This is a genomic window from Staphylococcus auricularis (genome assembly GCF_001500315.1).
In the GTDB taxonomy this organism is placed as follows: Bacteria; Bacillota; Bacilli; order Staphylococcales; family Staphylococcaceae; genus Staphylococcus; species Staphylococcus auricularis.
In genome coordinates this window covers 118597-135661 of the sequence record NZ_LLER01000009.1, presented here as the reverse complement: position 1 = coordinate 135661, position 17065 = coordinate 118597, and the positions used below count along the sequence as shown (strand labels likewise).

Genomic DNA, 17065 nt, shown 5'->3' with positions numbered 1-17065 from the left:
CCTTATTTATGTGCTTTGAGATAATCAGCGATTTCATCTAACTGAACAGTGTCAGATTCACCTGTATCCATATTTTTAATATCAATTTGTTTGCTTTCTAATTCTCTGTCCCCAATCACGATGGTATAGCGCGCATTTAATCGATCGGCTTGTTTCATCTGACCTTTCATTTTACGTGACATGTAATCTTTATCTGCGCTAATACCTTCATGACGTAATTGACTTAAAAGTTTAACTGCGTAACGGTCTGCTTCTTCTCCTGTTGTCACCACAAATAAATCAAAGTCTTCTTCCACATCTAACTCAATGCCTTCTTCTTCTAAAGCCATGAGCAACCGTTCGATGCTTAACGCGAAGCCAATACCTGTTTCAGATGGACCGTCAAGCAATTCAAGCAAGCCGTTGTAACGACCGCCACCACATAGAGTGGTGATCGCACCATCATAGTTAGGATCATCAATCATTAATTCAAAAGCTGTATGTGTATAATAATCCAACCCTCTCACTAAGTGTGGATCTTCCACATAAGGAATACCTAAATCATCGAGATGTGATTTCACTTCTTCATAGTATTGTTGTGAAGCATCATTCAAGTATTCTGTAATGCTTGGTGCGTTTTGTACCGCTTCATGATTTCGATCGACTTTACAATCTAGGATACGCATCGGATTCGTGTGAAGACGTGCTTGACAATCATCACAGAATTCATGAATCACGGGCTCAAAGTGATCCACTAACGCATCGTTATAAGCTTTACGTGAATCGATATCACCAATACTATTGATGACTAATTTTAAATGTTTTAGACCAAATGATTCATAGATGTGCATGACCATCGCAAGCACTTCAGCATCGATACTCGGATTTTCAGCGCCAATCGCTTCGACCCCAAATTGAGTGAATTGACGATAACGCCCTTTTTGTTTCCGTTCGTATCTGAACATAGGTCCATTGTAATAAAGTTTAACCGGTTGGTTCGGATCGCCGTGCATTTTATTCTCAATATAAGAACGTACCACTGCAGCTGTACCTTCTGGACGTAACGTCATGCTGCGTTGCCCTTTATCTTCAAAGGTATACATTTCTTTTTGAACGACATCGGTAGAATCACCTACACCGCGTGCAAAAAGATCTGTACTTTCAAACATTGGCGTACGAATTTCTTTATAATTATATAGTTTCATCAGTTCATGTAATTTGTTTTCAATATAGCGCCATTTTTTGGTTTCACCTGGCAAAATATCTTGTGTGCCTCTAGGGATTTTTATCATTCGACCAATCACTCCTTTTTGCAATAAAAAAGCCCTTGCATGACGCTCATGTCATACAAGGGACGAAATTCCGTGTTGCCACCCTAATTGGTTATAATTACTTATAACCCGCTCTTGACGAATAACGTTCGTTACACGGCTTTAAGTTACTAAAGCACCTCTTCTTGTGTCCATGATTTATACTACGCAGCGTAATTTTTCAGCCTAGAATTACGTCTCTACACACAAATCATTTGTGCTACCTTATTGTGAATAATCACCCAAGAATACGTACGGTTTTAAATATATTATTCTTAATTATCATAACGAGTTTTTTTATAATTTGCAAGTCCTTTATTCCATGAAATAATTACGTAACCCGTCTACAATTGCTTGTTCGATAATTTGTCTATGTAGTTTGTTATTGATGAGTTTTTCATCAGTGGGATTGCTAATGTATCCCAGTTCTAGTAAAACAGCAGGTGCATTCGTTTGTCTTAATACTTGAATATTTTGCTGTCTTGCACCCCGATTACTAAATAATGCTTTCTTCTGAATACTTTGGTTCAATGTTTCTGCTAGAGCTGCTTGATCTTTTTTAAACCAGAAAACAGTAGCTCCATTTGCATTATCTGAGTCTAAGGCATCGTTATGCAAACTGATAAATACATCGCCTTTAAGATTGCGATCTCCAAGACTGACGTACTCATCTTTGGTACGTGTCATTTTGACTTTAGCGCCTTCTTTTTCAAGCAACGGTTTTAATTCTTTCGCTGTCTTTAACGTGGATACTTTTTCTAAACTTTTATTCTCAGTATTACTAGAAGCGCCTTGGTCTTCACCACCATGACCCGGGTCGAGTACAATCGTTTTACCTTCGAGTGGATTTTCATTTTGCGTTTTATTTTTCGCAATATTTAAGTTGGTATGCCAACCTGCAACCCACCCTTTCCGTTTGCCGTCTGAAGATTCGACTTCAATCCATTTGCCGTTTTCACCGAGTTTATTAAAATGTTCACCTTTCCGAATTGGGTACAATTCAGGATAAGACGCATTCGGTCCGGTACGTATTTCTGCATCCTCAGTGACGTAAATCTTACCGCTATCTTTATCGTTATAATTTAAAAACGGGAAAAGCAAGATCACAAATAGAATGAATGCAATCGTTACGATGAGTGTTGGCACATTGAACATATGATATTTCGTTAACCAACGCTTGATCTTTGTCATATCACTTTGCCATCCTGACTTTCATAGATAATTGTCACAGGTCCATCATTTTCAATATCGACCAACATATCTGTACCGAATTGACCTGGTAGCACATTTAAGTCATAGCTACGTAAAGCATCGTTAAAGTATTCGTACAGTTGATTAGCCGCTTCCGGATCCATCGCATTCGTAAAACCCGGACGGTTTCCCTTTCTCACATCTGCGTATAGTGTAAACTGAGAAATAGAAAGTATTTCACCGTCAACTTGGCTAATATTTAGATTCAATTTACCATTTTCATCTTCGAATAATCTCGCATTCGCTATTTTTTTAGCTAATGCATCGGCATCTTGTTGGGTAGAATGTTGACCCACGCCTACGAGTAAACAATAACCTTGCTCAATCTGGTTGTTTATTTCTTCATTTGTTACAGAAGCTTTTTTTACTCTTTGTAACACAATTCTCATTTATATTGCACCTCTAATTCCATACTCTAGTTACGGTATAAACATCACCAAGTTGTTTGATTTTATCTACAACTTTATATACATCATTTACATTTTTAACCATGATGCTCAGGTTAATGATAGCATTTTTATCTACGTCTGAGCGACCAGAAACTTTGATGAGTTGACTTTTCGTCGCGTTCACTGCTTGTAATACCTCATTTAGAAGGCCATTTCTATCATACGCTGACACTTCTAAATCTACTTGATATTTCTGCGTTGTATCTCGTGATTTGACCCATTCTACGTCGATGAGTCGTTCTTTTTCATTTCTGATATTAGGACAATCGGTGCGATGAACTTTGATGCCGTGACCTTTCGTAATATATCCTACGATATCATCTCCCGGAATTGGGTTACAACATTTAGATAATTTGATTAACACATTTTCAATACCTTCGACATAAACACCACTATCTGTGACGATATTTTCTTTAATCGGCATTGATTTGTTGACTTCTTGTGCTTCATTGAGCGCTTTTTGTTTATCTAAAATGCGTTGTTTTTCTGTGAGTTTATTAACGACTTGTGTCGCTGTAATACCGCCAAATCCCACTGCAGCATAGAGGTCATCATGATTAGCAAAATTGTAGCGCTCATTCACGACTGCGATATTATTGTCAGTTAAAATATCTTCAACACGGTAGCCTTGTTCTTTAATTTCTGCTTCTACCATGAACTTACCTTTTTCAATGTTAGATGAACGGTCTTGTTTTTTAAAGAAACTTCGAATTTTATTTTTCGCACTGGAGGATTTCACAATTTTCAACCAGTCACGACTTGGGCCATATGAATGCTTGCTCGTTCTAATCTCAACGATATCACCGGTTTGTAACACATAATCTATCGGCACGATCTTACCGTTGACTTTGGCACCAATCATCTTATTACCTACTTCACTATGTATAGCGTAAGCGAAATCAATCGGTACCGCGCCATACGGTAATTCCATGACGTCACTTGCTGGAGTAAATGCATAAACCTTATCACTTTGTAAATCGAATTTGAGTGATTCCATAAATTCTTCTGCGTCTGTTGCAGTCTTATCTGTTTCAGCAAGTTCTCTGAGCCAGCTGAGTTTGTTGTTAAAGGCTTGCGTTTTTTCATTGACTTGGACACCCTCTTTATAAGCCCAGTGTGCAGCCACACCGTGTTCTGCGATTTCATGCATTTCAAACGTACGAATTTGTATTTCCAATGGATCGCCATTTGGACCAACGACGGTTGTGTGTAACGATTGATACATGTTTTGTTTCGGCATGGCGATATAATCTTTAAAACGCCCTGGCATCGGTTTCCATAACGTATGAACAAGACCCAGTACTGCGTAACAATCATTGATTGAATTGACGATGACCCTGATTGCGAGCAGGTCAAATATTTGATCGAATTGTTTCTTCTGCTTCACCATTTTACGATAAATGCTGTAGATGTGTTTCGGTCTACCACTGATTTCTCCAGTGATATTCATGCGATCGAGTTCTCCTTGAATGCGATCGATTGCTTTATCGATATATGCTTCACGGTCGCTGCGTTTTTTTCTCATTAAATTAACGATTCTGAAATATTGCACGCTATCTATATAACGAAGTGCCGTATCTTCGAGTTCCCACTTAATCGTATTGATCCCTAATCGATGTGCTAGTGGTGCATAGATTTCTAACGTTTCTTTTGAAATTCTGATTTGCTTTTCACGCGGCATTGCTTTGAGCGTCCGCATATTGTGTAAGCGGTCTGCGAGTTTGACTAATATAACGCGGACATCTTTGGCAATCGCGATAAATAATTTTCTGTGATTTTCTGCTTGCTGTTCTTCTTTAGATCTGTATTTCACTTTTTTCAATTTCGTCACACCATCGACAATGACAGCAACTTCTTCGTTAAACATTTCTTTGACGTCATCAAAACTATAGCTCGTATCTTCTATGACGTCATGTAGGAAGCCAGCAACAATCGTTGGACCATCAAGATGCATCTCCGTTAAGATACCCGCGACTTGAATAGGATGCATTATAAAAGGTAACCCATTTTTACGAAATTGACCTTGATGTGCTTCGTAAGCAAGATGATAACTTTTTAAAACATATTCATATTCTTCTTCAGCTAAATATGATTTGGCCTTATACAACACTTCATCTGCACTATATGGATATTCATTATTCATTACCAACACCTCTATTCTCTTAACTATTACTCAATTCTTACGCTGTATTTGCGGGTTCAATAACTGACTGTCAGGGCCTTTCACCCATATCATAAGTTATTCGTTCTATTTTTATTGAAATAATAGTTCTATGATACTACATCTAGAAAAATAAATAAATAAGTTCGAAATACAACAGGATTCATAAAATTGTCCGGCACTGATTTGATGCATCTTGAAAGATAGCCGTCGCATCCTTTATAGAACTAAGACGTAGCGTTTTAGATCTTTTTAGCTAATAGAAAAGGCCAGGGTCTGAACCCTAGCCTCATGATGTAGTGATTGCGCTATTAAGAATCGTATGAAATTAAACTCATTACGTCATAATCTTTAATACGTTCAATGCCATTTAAATATTTAAGTTCAATAATAAATGCGATGCCGACAACGATGCCACCAAGTTTTTTAACGAGTTTAATCGCCGCTTCAACTGTACCACCTGTCGCTAATAAGTCATCTGTAATCAAAACACGTTGACCTGGACGGATCGCATCTTTGTGCATCGTTAATACGTTTGTTCCATATTCTAAGTCATACTCATATTTGATCACTTCACGTGGTAATTTGCCTTCTTTTCTAACTGGAGCAAAGCCAATACCCATTGAGTATGCGACCGGGCAACCGATGATAAAGCCACGGGCTTCTGGTCCAACGACAACATCTATTTCTTTATCTTGTGCGTATTGTACGATTTGGTCTGTCGCATAACCATAAGCTTCACCATTATCCATAATTGTTGTAATATCTTTGAAGTTCACTCCTTTTTCAGGCCAATCTTGAACCTCAGAAACATATTGTTTTAAATCCATTGTCATTTCCTCCTACTTAATTAACAGTTAGCTCTGACTTTATCCATGCTTTCAGTTTCGCAAAATCTTCATAAAGGAGCAATTGTTCTACTTCAATTCGTTGCAATCTTGCTTGATACAACTGACTTGATTCAATGCTTTTCTTCTCAGTCTGTTGATTTACAACGATGCGATCTGCTTCATTTTGAATAAAACCAAGTTCTAAAAATACTTTTAACATAAACATCAATATATTCGGTTTTACATTTAAGAACTGACAAAGTGGCATGCCATCTTCAGCCAGATGCAACTCACCTTTTTTCAATAAGGCCTTGTAACAATTTTTAAAGGTATCAATCTTTGGCATACCTTCAAAATAAATCGATTGATCATGCTTCAACTCAAGATATATTTGTGATAAATCGACATGTTGAAGCGTCGTCTCCACGTCTTCTAATTTAGCTGGCAAATCTCTGAAGACGTATTTATCATAGTGTTGCTCAATCTCTTCACCATAGTAATAATAATTATCCGCTAATTTTTCACTTTTAGGATGAATGAGAAATGCAACATCTGACATGTGCTGATCAAATTGATTCCATTTATTTTTACTGCGGTAGTCTAATATTTGAAGTTGATTGGTTCCTAGATCATCAATGATAAATTGCGGTGACTGATGTCCATTCCATTCGTTGATTTGTAATGTACCAATGATATCTATAGGTTGTTGTGTCTCTAGTTCTCTAATTAAGTTCCCATTATTCCAATATAGCGCTTGTAAATGCGAGTCACCAAGTGTGAGTTTCAAGTGTTTCCCTTCTTGACCAATCGCTTTAGCTTGTACCATTGGGACTTCTTGAAGTTCAAAGCAAGGACTTGAAAAATCAGTGCCAAAAGGTCTGAGACGATAGATATCTTGAATGTTCTTGATTGAAATATCTGCTTCAGATAGTTTCACATCTACTTTTTTCGTATGCACTAATGAAGTAGATGCTGTAATGCGTTCCATGCTTTCGTTTAGCGCTTTTCTTAACGGTTCGACTTGATCTATCGCTAATGTCATCCCTGCAGCCATGTGATGGCCACCAAATTTACTAATCAACTCAGCGTGCTCATTTAATATATCAAACATAGAGACTTGCTCAATGCTGCGTGCTGAACCTTTCGCATGTTGTTGTTCCGTGTCTATATTCAATAGAATCGTCGGTAAACTATATGTTTCGACAATACGTGAAGCTACGATGCCTAGCACACCTTCATGCCAATCCTCTTTCGCCAAGAGCAAAAATTGGTTACCTTGTTCCACTTGTGATTCAGCCATTTCCATCGCTTCATCGACAATTTGAGAGACAATATTTTTACGTTCTTGATTAAAGAACTCCACTTGCTCAGCTAAGAATGTGGCTTCATCTTCAGTGTCCGCCATCAATAACTCTGCTGCCATCGCGGCATCTTCTAAACGACCCACCGCATTTAAACGTGGCCCAATAACAAAACCTATTGTTTCTTCGGTAATGTCATCTTTATAACTTGCTTGAGCTAAGATTGCTTTAATTGATTCAGGACAATGCGTATTTAAGACTTCTAAACCTTCTTTGACGATGGTGCGGTTTTCATCTGTGAGTGACACCAAATCTGCAATAGTTCCAATCGCTGCCAAAGCTTTAAATTTCTCAGGTGGCTCATTGAGTAACGCTTGAGATAACTTGTAAGCGACACCCGCACCACATAGATATTTAAACGGATAGTCATGCTCAGGGTGCATCGGATGTACAATCGCATAGGCATCAGGTAACGTGTCACCAATTTCATGGTGGTCCGTAACGATGACATCGACACCTAACGATTGCGCGACTTCAATAGGTTGATGTCCTTGGATCCCGTTATCAACTGTGATGATCAGTGACACACCTTCGTCATGCGCGTTTCTAAACGCAAGTTCGTTCGGTCCATAACCTTCTGAAAAACGGTTTGGTATGTACCAGCCCACGTGAGCACCTAATTCTCTTAGCGTTGTAACTAATATCGTTGTAGATGTCACACCATCCGCGTCATAATCCCCGTAGACCAATATCATTTCATTTTGGTCAATCGCGTGATTAATACGTTCGACGGCTTTATCGATATCACTAAGTAGATTAACATCATGTTCCGGTGTAGGCTGCTCTAAAATTTGAGCGATATCTTGTTGTTCTGTAATCCCTTTACTTTCGAGTACTTTTTTAACGATAGGAGTGAGTTTAAATTGATCTGCTGTCTTATCAGAGATCGTTGCTGTTGTAGATTTTGTATCCCAATGATATTTTGGTTTAATCATGCTACGCTCCCTCTTTTCCACAAGCAATTATACATAATATCTAGCTAAATAAAAAGTACTAGCAATTCATGAATCTAAGCAAATTTTGTTCAATATATGAAAAAAGAGGCCGAACCTCCGAAACAGCAATAGCTTAGCTTGAATTGTGCATTGCATTGTCAGAACATTGCTTAACATGTTGCACGATAACTTTGCTAAAGCTCATTTTAGTATGGGTTGCTTAATCAACTCATGCTTCGGAAAGGCGCTCGACCTCTTAGATTAATTAAACTAATATTTTTTCTTCGTTTTTACGTTTTTCTTTATGAACCACTAATTTATGGTTATCAGATTTTTTCAGTTGATGTTTTTTCATGATACCCCAAAGAGGTACGGCAATGAATACTGATGAGAACACCCCAGAAATTAAACCGATGAGTAATGCTAATGAGAAGTTGAAGATGCTTGAAGCACCTAAGATGAGTAATGCAATCACGACAACGATGACTGTCAGTACAGTATTGATTGAACGTGTCATGGTTTGTCTTACTGAACGGTTAACTATATCATCAATTTGTTCTGGTTTCGTGATGACGCGCATTTTACGTAAGTTCTCACGTACCCTGTCGAATGTAACGATCGTATCGTTAATAGAATAACCAACAATCGTTAACACGGCAGCGATAAATGTGATGTCGACTTCGATTCTGAATAAACTAAACACCGCAATAATCATGAACGCATCATGAAGCAGTGCGAGCACGGAACTGAGACCCATGCGCCATTCGAATCTGAAAGTAACATAGATGATAATACCAATCGCTGCATACATTAAGGCTAACATCGCATTTTTAGCTAGTTCTTGACCTATGACTGGTGAAACGGTATTAACAGTCGGATCATTACCGAATTGATCATGTACCACGTCTTTAATGTCTGATACCTGATCTTTGGATAAGTCTTTTTTGAATTGAGCTGTTACATTTTTACCATCGTTACTTAATGTGACTTGGTCTGGATCAAAGTCTTCTGATTTCAACACTTGTTCGACTTTAGGTTGAGTGACTGCATCTTCTGATTTAAAGTCAACACGCGTACCACTTGAGAAGTCGATACCTAAGTTGAGCTTGAAGATGGAAAGGATGATCGCACCAATAATAATGATGACGATACTTGCGCTAAACAATGGTTTAGCCAGTTTCATAAAGTCCCAACGTTCAAATGATGTTTTCAATTGATGTACATCGATGCCTTCGTTGATATCGTGAATTTTATTTTTATTCACACCGAACAACCAAGGACGTTTTTTGAAGAAGTTGGATGAAACAAGTAGTGAAAGTAAAATTCTTGATAAGAATACAGCTGTAACAAAGATCATTAAAATACCAAGGAGTAACATGGTAGCGAAACCTTTAACTGAACTTTCACCAAAGAAGAACAGAACGGCAGCTGCGATTACTGTTGTTAAGTTCGCATCGACAATGGTTAAGAATGAGCTGCTGTTGGCTTTTTTGTACGCTTGTTTAAGCGTTCGTCCGACCCTGAGTTCGTCTTTGATCCGTTCATACATGATAATGTTCGCATCGACAGCCATACCTACACCCAAGACGAGTGCGGCTAAACCAGGTAATGTAAGGACCCCGGATATTAAATTAAACGCGACGAGCGTTAAGTAGATGTAAGTCGTTAATGCAATGACGGCAACGATACCTGGTAATCTATAGAATCCAACCATGAATATGTAGATTAATGCGATACCGATCGCAGCAGCAAGGATCGTTTTATCCAATGCATCTTGACCAAACTGCGCACCTACTGAATTAGAATAAATTTCATCTAGTTTAACAGGAAGTGAACCAGAGTTTAATAATTCAGCAATTTGTTTTGCTTCTTTAACCCCTTCGTTACCTGAAAAACCACCTGAAATTTCTACGCTATCTGAATTAATCGGTTGATCAACAGTAGCGGCAGAAACATATTTGGGTTCGTCTTTTGTTACTTCTTTGTGGTAAGAATCACCTTTTTCAAAGTCTAACCAAACGACCATAATATTTTCTTTTTTCTTAGATATTTCTTCGGTAACTTCTTTAAATTTCTCTTTATCTTTTAATTTAAAAGTTACTGCTGGCGAATTTGTATCTTGTTTGAACTCTTGTTTTGCTGAGCCTTGTTTGATATCCTTACCAGTCAGTTTAACATTATCGTCTGCATCTCGGATTGTTAAATTGGCTTGTGAAGATAACAAATCACGCGCTTGCGATTGGTTTTGAACCCCAGCTAATTGAACGCGAATACGGTTATTTTCCTCAACTTGAATCTTAGGTTCAGAGACACCAAGCACATTGACACGTTGTTCTAATGTTCTAGATGTTGCGGTGACGGCTTTATTATCAATTTTATCCCCGTCATTTAGAGGGTTAACTTGATAAAGGACTTCAAATCCACCCTGTAAGTCCAAGCCTAAGTTAACATCTTTAACTACTTTCTTATATGTAAGTCCCATCCCAGCAAACAATAGGACTACAATCAATACGAAAGCAATTATTCTACTACTTTTCTTCACATGAACACCTCATTATTTACTTATGTATTAAGAATAATCGAAAAGTTAAGCGTTGCGCAAGTTAAATTCAACATTGTTTTTTACTCGCCGCTTAACATCATAACACATTACTGTAAGCAGCTAAAGAAACAACCATCATCTCAAGGGTTAGCGGAATATAATAAAAGAGGCTGGAATTTCAATCGTTCCAGCCTCTTTGATAGCTTTTTTAGCCTTGACTGGGGTCTTGCTAAACGGCACTGATATGCGCGTTAACTTCCCCCAAATCTATACTGATTATTTTGAATCAGTTATCATCTTTATTCATTAATTATGATGGATCAACTTGTCTAACTGATTGTTTTTCAAGTGTGATTTCTGTGCCACCGTTGTTAAGTGTTAATACAACAACAGTTTCATCTACACTACGTACAGTACCTTTGATACCACCAATTGTAGTAACATTTTGGCCTGATTGTAATTGGTTAACCATTTCACGGTGTTGTTTAGCTCGTTTTTGTTGTGGTCTAATTAATAAGAAATAAAATACTACGATTAATAAAATCGGTATTAATAATGAAGTAAGTTGCATGAAATATTCCCTTCCTTAAAAGTTTTTTGGGTTATCTACGTTAAGTCCATACTGTTCGAAAAACGTTTCTTTAAAATCGAGCAAACGATCTTCTCTGATCGCCTGACGAATATTTTCCATCAATTTAAGCAGAAAATATAGGTTATGATAAGTAGTAAGACGTATACCGAAAGTTTCTTCTGCTTTGATAAGATGTCTCAAATATGCTCTGCTATAATTGCGACATGTATAACAATCACAATTATCATCAAGCGGTCCAAAATCATCTGCATACTTAGCATTTTTAATGACTACTCTACCATGAGAAGTCATACACGTTCCATTTCGAGCAATACGTGTAGGTAGTACACAGTCAAACATATCCATACCTCTAATACTGCATTCAATTAATGCATCGGGAGAACCGACACCCATTAAATAACGCGGTTTATCTTTTGGCATAAATTGTTGTGTGTATTCTACCATATCGTACATCACTGGTTTAGGCTCACCGACAGATAAACCACCGATAGCGTAACCTGGAAAATCTAAAGCTACTAATTCTTCAGCGCTTTGCTTTCTCAAGTCTTTGTATTCTCCACCTTGGATAATGCCAAATAATGCTTGATCTTCAGGGCGTTGATGGGCTTCTAAACAACGTTTTGCCCATCGTGTCGTACGCTCTAAAGAATCTTTCACATATTGATATTCTGAAGGCATAGGTGGACATTCATCAAATGCCATCATAATGTCTGATCCTAAATCATTTTGAATTTGCATTGATTTTTCAGGACTTAAAAATAATTTAAAGCCATTTTTATGGTGTCTAAATTCTACGCCTTTTTCAGATATTTTTCGTAAATTACTTAAACTGAAGACTTGGAAGCCTCCAGAGTCAGTCAGTATTGGACCATCCCAATTCATAAATTGGTGTAATCCCCCACTCTTTCTAACGATATCATTTCCAGGTTGCAACCACAAGTGATAAGTATTTCCTAAAATAATTTTAGTGTTCATTTCATGTAACTCTTCAGGGCTCATCGTCTTCACAGTTGCTTGTGTTCCTACTGGCATAAACATCGGTGTTTCAAACGAACCATGCGGTGTGTGAACGATCCCGAGCCGTGCACCTGATTGCTTACATGTCTTTATATGCTCGTATGTTACTGCAGGCATAATTTATCTCCCTTCAATCCTTATATAATGAACATCGCATCGCCAAAGCTAAAGAAACGATATGACTGTTGAACCGCTTCATGATATGCATTTAAAATATTTTCTCGTGTACTAAATGCAGAGACTAACATCACGAGCGTAGATTTTGGTAAATGGAAATTGGTAATTAAACCATCGATTGCTTTAAATTCATAGCCCGGATAAATAAAGATGTCAGTCCATCCACTTTTGGCTACAAATTGATCTTCTGAAGAACGAATCGTTTCTAATGTTCTCGTTGAAGTTGTACCTACCGCGATAATGCGGTTGCCTTTCGCTCTTGTCTCATTTAATAAATCGGCCGTTTCTTGTGACATTTGATAATACTCGCTATGCATCTCGTGGTCATCAATATTTTCCACACTGACTGGTCTAAAGGTACCTAAACCTACGTGTAAGGTAATAAATGCCATATTGACGCCTTTATCTTTGATTTCGTCTAATAGTGCTTCAGTAAAATGTAACCCAGCAGTCGGTGCTGCAGCAGAACCATTTTCTTTCGCATAAACGGTTTGGTAACGTTCAGGGTCTTCCAAGCGCTCTTTGATATAAGGTGGAAGTGGCATCTCTCCTAGTTCATCGAGTCTTTCTTGCAAAATACCATCATAGTGTAAGCGCATAATGCGTCCACCTTGTTCTAGCACTTCGATACATTCGGCAACGATCTTATCATCACCAAATGATAAACGGTCTCCTACTTTAATGCGTTTTGCTGGTTTAAGTAATACTTCCCAATCATTACCTTCAAGTTGAGTAAGCATCAACATTTCAACTTTTGCACCTGTACCTTCTTTAAGACCAAATAAACGAGCTGGCATAACTCTTGTATCGTTTAATACAAGTGTATCACCAGGCTCTAGATATGAAATGATATCTTTAAAGGTATGATGGCTCACTTCGCCTGTTTCTCTATCCATCACTAATAAACGACTTTCATCGCGTTCTTTTAAAGGTGTTTGTGCGATGAGTGATTCTGGTAATGGGTAGTCAAAATCTTCAATATTCACTTTATTCCCTCTTTTCACTTTCGCTGTAACCAAAATGTTCGTAAGCATATGGCGTTGCTTTACGTCCACGTGGCGTCCGTTCAATAAAACCTTGCTGTATCAAAAATGGCTCGTATACATCTTCTATCGTGACACGGTCTTCTCCAATCGATACAGCAATCGTGTCTAATCCAACAGGACCGCCTTTGTATTGTTCTAAAATGCAGTTCATCACTTTATGATCGATATGATCTAAGCCCATATCATCCACTTGTAGCAAGCGTAAGGCTTTTTTCGTAATGTCAATATTGATAAAGTCCGCTTCTTCGACTTGTTGAAAGTCACGCACACGTTTTAACAGACGGTTCGCAACTCGAGGTGTACCCCGGCTCCGTTTCGCCAGTTCACGTGCGCTTTGTTTATCAATCGTAGTATCTAATACATCTGCAGTACGTGAAATAATGTCTTCTAATTCATCAGTTTGATAGTATTCTAATCTTAAATGTACGCCAAAACGGTCTCGTAACGGCGCAGTTAAACTCCCCGCACGTGTCGTTGCACCTACTAATGTAAAGGGTGGTAAATCGATACGGATACTCCGTGCTTCTTCACCTTTACCTATGACAATGTCTAAGTAAAAGTCTTCCATTGCTGGATAAAGTACTTCCTCGACCACACTACTCAAACGATGAATTTCATCGATAAATAACACATCACCTGGTTGTAAACCGGATAAAATAGCTGCCAAATCACCTGGACGCTCAATGGAAGGTCCAGAAATGGTACGTATATTCACATCTAATTCATTGGCAATGATGTGAGATAACGTCGTTTTACCTAATCCAGGGGGACCAAATAATAAGACATGATCTAACGGTTCTTCTCTTAATTTTGCTGCTTTGATAAATACTTCTAAATTAGATTTAATCGTTTTTTGTCCGATATACTGTTTTAAATAGTTAGGTCGTAACGATAGCTCAAAATTTGATTCATCATCATGCAAAGATTGATCGACCATTCTATCATCCATTGAAGTATCCCCCTTTCTCTAGTTAAATTTAATGTACGAGTAATTGAAGTCCTTTTTTAACAGCCTCATCCACGCTCTCAACAGGCTCAGAAACTAATGCTTTTTCTACTTTGTTTAATTCACGTTTAGAGTAGCCGAGTGCTTCAAGCGCTAGCAATGCTTCTTTAATAATTGGTGATTGGCCATCTGCTTCTACTGTCTGGTCTTTAAGTAGCGCACCGCTATCTTCGTCAGAAATAATAACTTTACCTTTGAGATCTAACACGATTTGACGTGCTGTTTTTTTACCGATACCTGGGAATTTCGTAAGATAGCTATCATTTTCATTTTCAATGGCATATTTTACTTCATTTGGTGTGCTAGAGGCAAGAATAGCTAACGCAGATTTTGGACCTATTCCCGTCACTTTAATCAAATTGAGGAACATTTCTTTTTCTTCTTCGTTCATAAAACCATAGAGTATTTGCGCATCTTCACGTACAATCAATGACGTATAGATTGTCACCTCTTGATCTAAGTAGCGTTGAAAGCGATACGAGTTTGGTGTTTGTATTTCATAACCCACTCCAGAGGTAGTTTCTACTACGACATGCGTAGGAAATAATTGAGTTAATGTTCCTTTAATATATGCGTACATTGAATCTTCATCCTTTACATTGTCATACTAATCAATTCGACTCTTGAAACTTGGTTAATATTTCGTAATGTCGATACCACGTCATTAAATTCTAAATCTGTACCTTGTGCATCTAAAGAAAGCGTGATCGTTGCACGACCTTCCATAGGAATACTTTGATGAATTGTTAAGACAGAGAGGCGTAAATTAGATAACGTGTTAAGTACACGAGCGAGCACACCGACGATATCATTCACATAAAGAATGATGGTGAATTCGCGTGTACTAGACATTTTCTCATCTATTGGGAAAATAGTATTTCTATATTTGTAGAATGCACTACGAGATAAATCAAATTGTTTCACGGCTTCAAAAATAGATAAATTCGGGTCATTTTTTAAAGCCTCTTTGATTTGAAGTGTTTTCACGACAGACTCAGGTAGTACATCTTCGCGTATTAAATAGAAAGAACTATAATCTTTTTTATCCATTTGATACACCTCTATTCAACAAATTCAAATTCTCCTCCAAGAATTCTTACGATATCACCGTTTTCACAGCCACGTTCACGCAATGCATCATCGATACCCATTGAGCGCATTTGTCGTGCAAAGCGTCTCACTGCCGGATCACTATTGAAATCAGTCATCTTGAACATACGTTCAATAGATTTACCACTTACAACATAAGCACCATCATCGTCACGTGTAATCGTGAAGTTATCTTGGTTAGGTGTGTGTTTATAAAGTACACGGTTCACACCTGGTTCATCTTCTGTTTTCGTAAAGTCTACATCTTTTACTTTTTCGAGCTGATCAGCAATCGCATATAATAACGTATCGATATTATCGCGTGTATATGTAGACAATGGAATGATTTGTACATCTTCGTTGCCAAGTTCTTCTTTAAAGAGTGTTAAATTGTCTTCAGCATCTGGCATATCCATTTTGTTTGCGACTACAATTTGAGGACGTTCTTCTAAACGCTCTTCATAAGCACGTAATTCTTTATTTATGATTTGATAATCTTCGAAAGGATCGCGTCCTTCAGAACCACTCATATCTATCATGTGCACGATGACTTTCGTGCGTTCAACGTGTCTTAAAAATTGATGACCGAGACCAACGCCATCTGATGCCCCTTCGATAAGTCCTGGTAAATCTGCCATCACAAAGCTGCGATCATCAGCAGTAGAAACTACACCTAAATTAGGCTTTATTGTTGTAAAATGATAGGCACCGATTTTCGGTTTAGCCTTAGAGACAATAGAAAGTAATGTAGATTTACCGACACTAGGGAAACCAACTAAGCCCACATCAGCAAGCAGTTTCAATTCGAGTGTAATGTCGATTTCTTCACCTGGTTCACCATTTTCACTGAAATCAGGTGCAGGGTTTCGAGGTGAGGCAAAGCGAGAATTTCCGCGTCCGCCACGTCCTCCTTTGGCTACTACTGCACGTTGTCCTCCTTCTACGAGGTCTGCGAGTACTTCTCCATTTTCCTGATTTCTAATAATTGTACCTGGTGGCACACGCAAGATAAGATCTTCAGCATTTTTACCATGCATGTTACTACCTTGACCATTTTCACCTTTTTTAGCTTTAAATTGTCTTTGATATCTGAAATCGAGCAGCGTTCTTAGCCCTTCATCTACTTCAAAGACAACAGAAGCGCCATCGCCTCCATCACCGCCAGCTGGTCCGCCAAATGGGACATATTTTTCTCGGCGATACGCTGTAATTCCGTTACCCCCGTCGCCAGCTTTTAAAGATATTTCAACTTGATCGACGAACATGTTGCTCACCTCTTTTTTATATGATGTATTCATTTAATTATATCATTAGTTTGTT

14 protein-coding genes are annotated in these 17065 nt (G+C 38.0%); all 14 read right to left on the bottom strand.

Annotated features, from left to right (window positions below):
- Positions 1–2 precede the first annotated feature (2 nt).
- The 14 genes from hisS to obgE all read right to left on the bottom strand — a co-directional run bounded on the left by hisS (position 3) and on the right by obgE (position 17010).
- Positions 3–1271 (bottom strand): histidine--tRNA ligase, encoded by a 1269-nt coding sequence (hisS, locus tag APS80_RS05205; protein WP_059107219.1) that lies wholly within the window; start codon positions 1269–1271, stop codon positions 3–5.
- A gap of 333 nt (positions 1272–1604) precedes the next feature.
- Positions 1605–2480 (bottom strand): N-acetylmuramoyl-L-alanine amidase family protein, encoded by an 876-nt coding sequence (locus APS80_RS05200; RefSeq protein ID WP_059107218.1) that lies wholly within the window; start codon positions 2478–2480, stop codon positions 1605–1607.
- Positions 2477–2929, bottom strand: coding sequence for a D-aminoacyl-tRNA deacylase (dtd, locus tag APS80_RS05195; RefSeq protein ID WP_059107217.1), 453 nt, complete (start codon positions 2927–2929; stop codon positions 2477–2479). Before dtd ends, APS80_RS05200 begins: the two co-directional genes overlap by 4 nt.
- A 13-nt stretch (positions 2930–2942) precedes the next feature.
- The gene (locus tag APS80_RS05190; protein ID WP_059107216.1) at positions 2943–5132 is read right to left on the bottom strand and encodes a RelA/SpoT family protein; all 2190 of its coding nucleotides are present in this window, start codon (positions 5130–5132) and stop codon (positions 2943–2945) included.
- A gap of 329 nt (positions 5133–5461) precedes the next feature.
- Positions 5462–5980 carry an adenine phosphoribosyltransferase gene (locus tag APS80_RS05185; RefSeq protein WP_059107215.1) on the bottom strand — a complete coding sequence of 173 codons (519 nt, stop codon included), beginning with the start codon at positions 5978–5980 and terminating at the stop codon, positions 5462–5464.
- Between the two features lie 16 nt (positions 5981–5996).
- Positions 5997–8276, bottom strand: a complete 2280-nt coding sequence (gene recJ / locus APS80_RS05180) for a single-stranded-DNA-specific exonuclease RecJ (RefSeq protein WP_059107214.1) — start codon at positions 8274–8276, stop codon at positions 5997–5999.
- 265 nt (positions 8277–8541) lie between these two features.
- On the bottom strand, positions 8542–10818 hold the full coding sequence (gene secDF, locus APS80_RS05175; RefSeq protein ID WP_059107213.1) for a protein translocase subunit SecDF: 2277 nt from the start codon (positions 10816–10818) through the stop codon (positions 8542–8544).
- Between the two features lie 310 nt (positions 10819–11128).
- Positions 11129–11389: a preprotein translocase subunit YajC gene (gene yajC, locus APS80_RS05170; RefSeq protein WP_059107212.1), complete on the bottom strand. Its 261-nt coding sequence runs from the start codon at positions 11387–11389 to the stop codon at positions 11129–11131.
- A 15-nt stretch (positions 11390–11404) separates the two neighbouring features.
- A complete protein-coding gene (gene tgt / locus APS80_RS05165; RefSeq protein WP_059107211.1) occupies positions 11405–12544 on the bottom strand; it encodes a tRNA guanosine(34) transglycosylase Tgt in 1140 nt (379 codons plus the stop codon).
- A 20-nt stretch (positions 12545–12564) separates the two neighbouring features.
- Complete coding sequence (gene queA / locus APS80_RS05160; RefSeq protein WP_059107210.1) at positions 12565–13590, bottom strand: tRNA preQ1(34) S-adenosylmethionine ribosyltransferase-isomerase QueA; 1026 nt, start codon at positions 13588–13590, stop codon at positions 12565–12567.
- A 1-nt stretch (position 13591) separates the two neighbouring features.
- Positions 13592–14599, bottom strand: a complete 1008-nt coding sequence (gene ruvB / locus APS80_RS05155) for a Holliday junction branch migration DNA helicase RuvB (protein ID WP_059107209.1) — start codon at positions 14597–14599, stop codon at positions 13592–13594.
- A 28-nt stretch (positions 14600–14627) separates the two neighbouring features.
- Positions 14628–15236, bottom strand: coding sequence for a Holliday junction branch migration protein RuvA (gene ruvA, locus APS80_RS05150; protein WP_059107208.1), 609 nt, complete (start codon positions 15234–15236; stop codon positions 14628–14630).
- Between the two features lie 14 nt (positions 15237–15250).
- Positions 15251–15706, bottom strand: a complete 456-nt coding sequence (locus APS80_RS05145) for an ACT domain-containing protein (RefSeq protein WP_059107207.1) — start codon at positions 15704–15706, stop codon at positions 15251–15253.
- Between the two features lie 11 nt (positions 15707–15717).
- Entirely contained in the window at positions 15718–17010 is a 1293-nt protein-coding gene (gene obgE / locus APS80_RS05140) for a GTPase ObgE (protein ID WP_059107206.1), read from the bottom strand.
- Between the last annotated feature and the right edge of the window lie 55 nt (positions 17011–17065).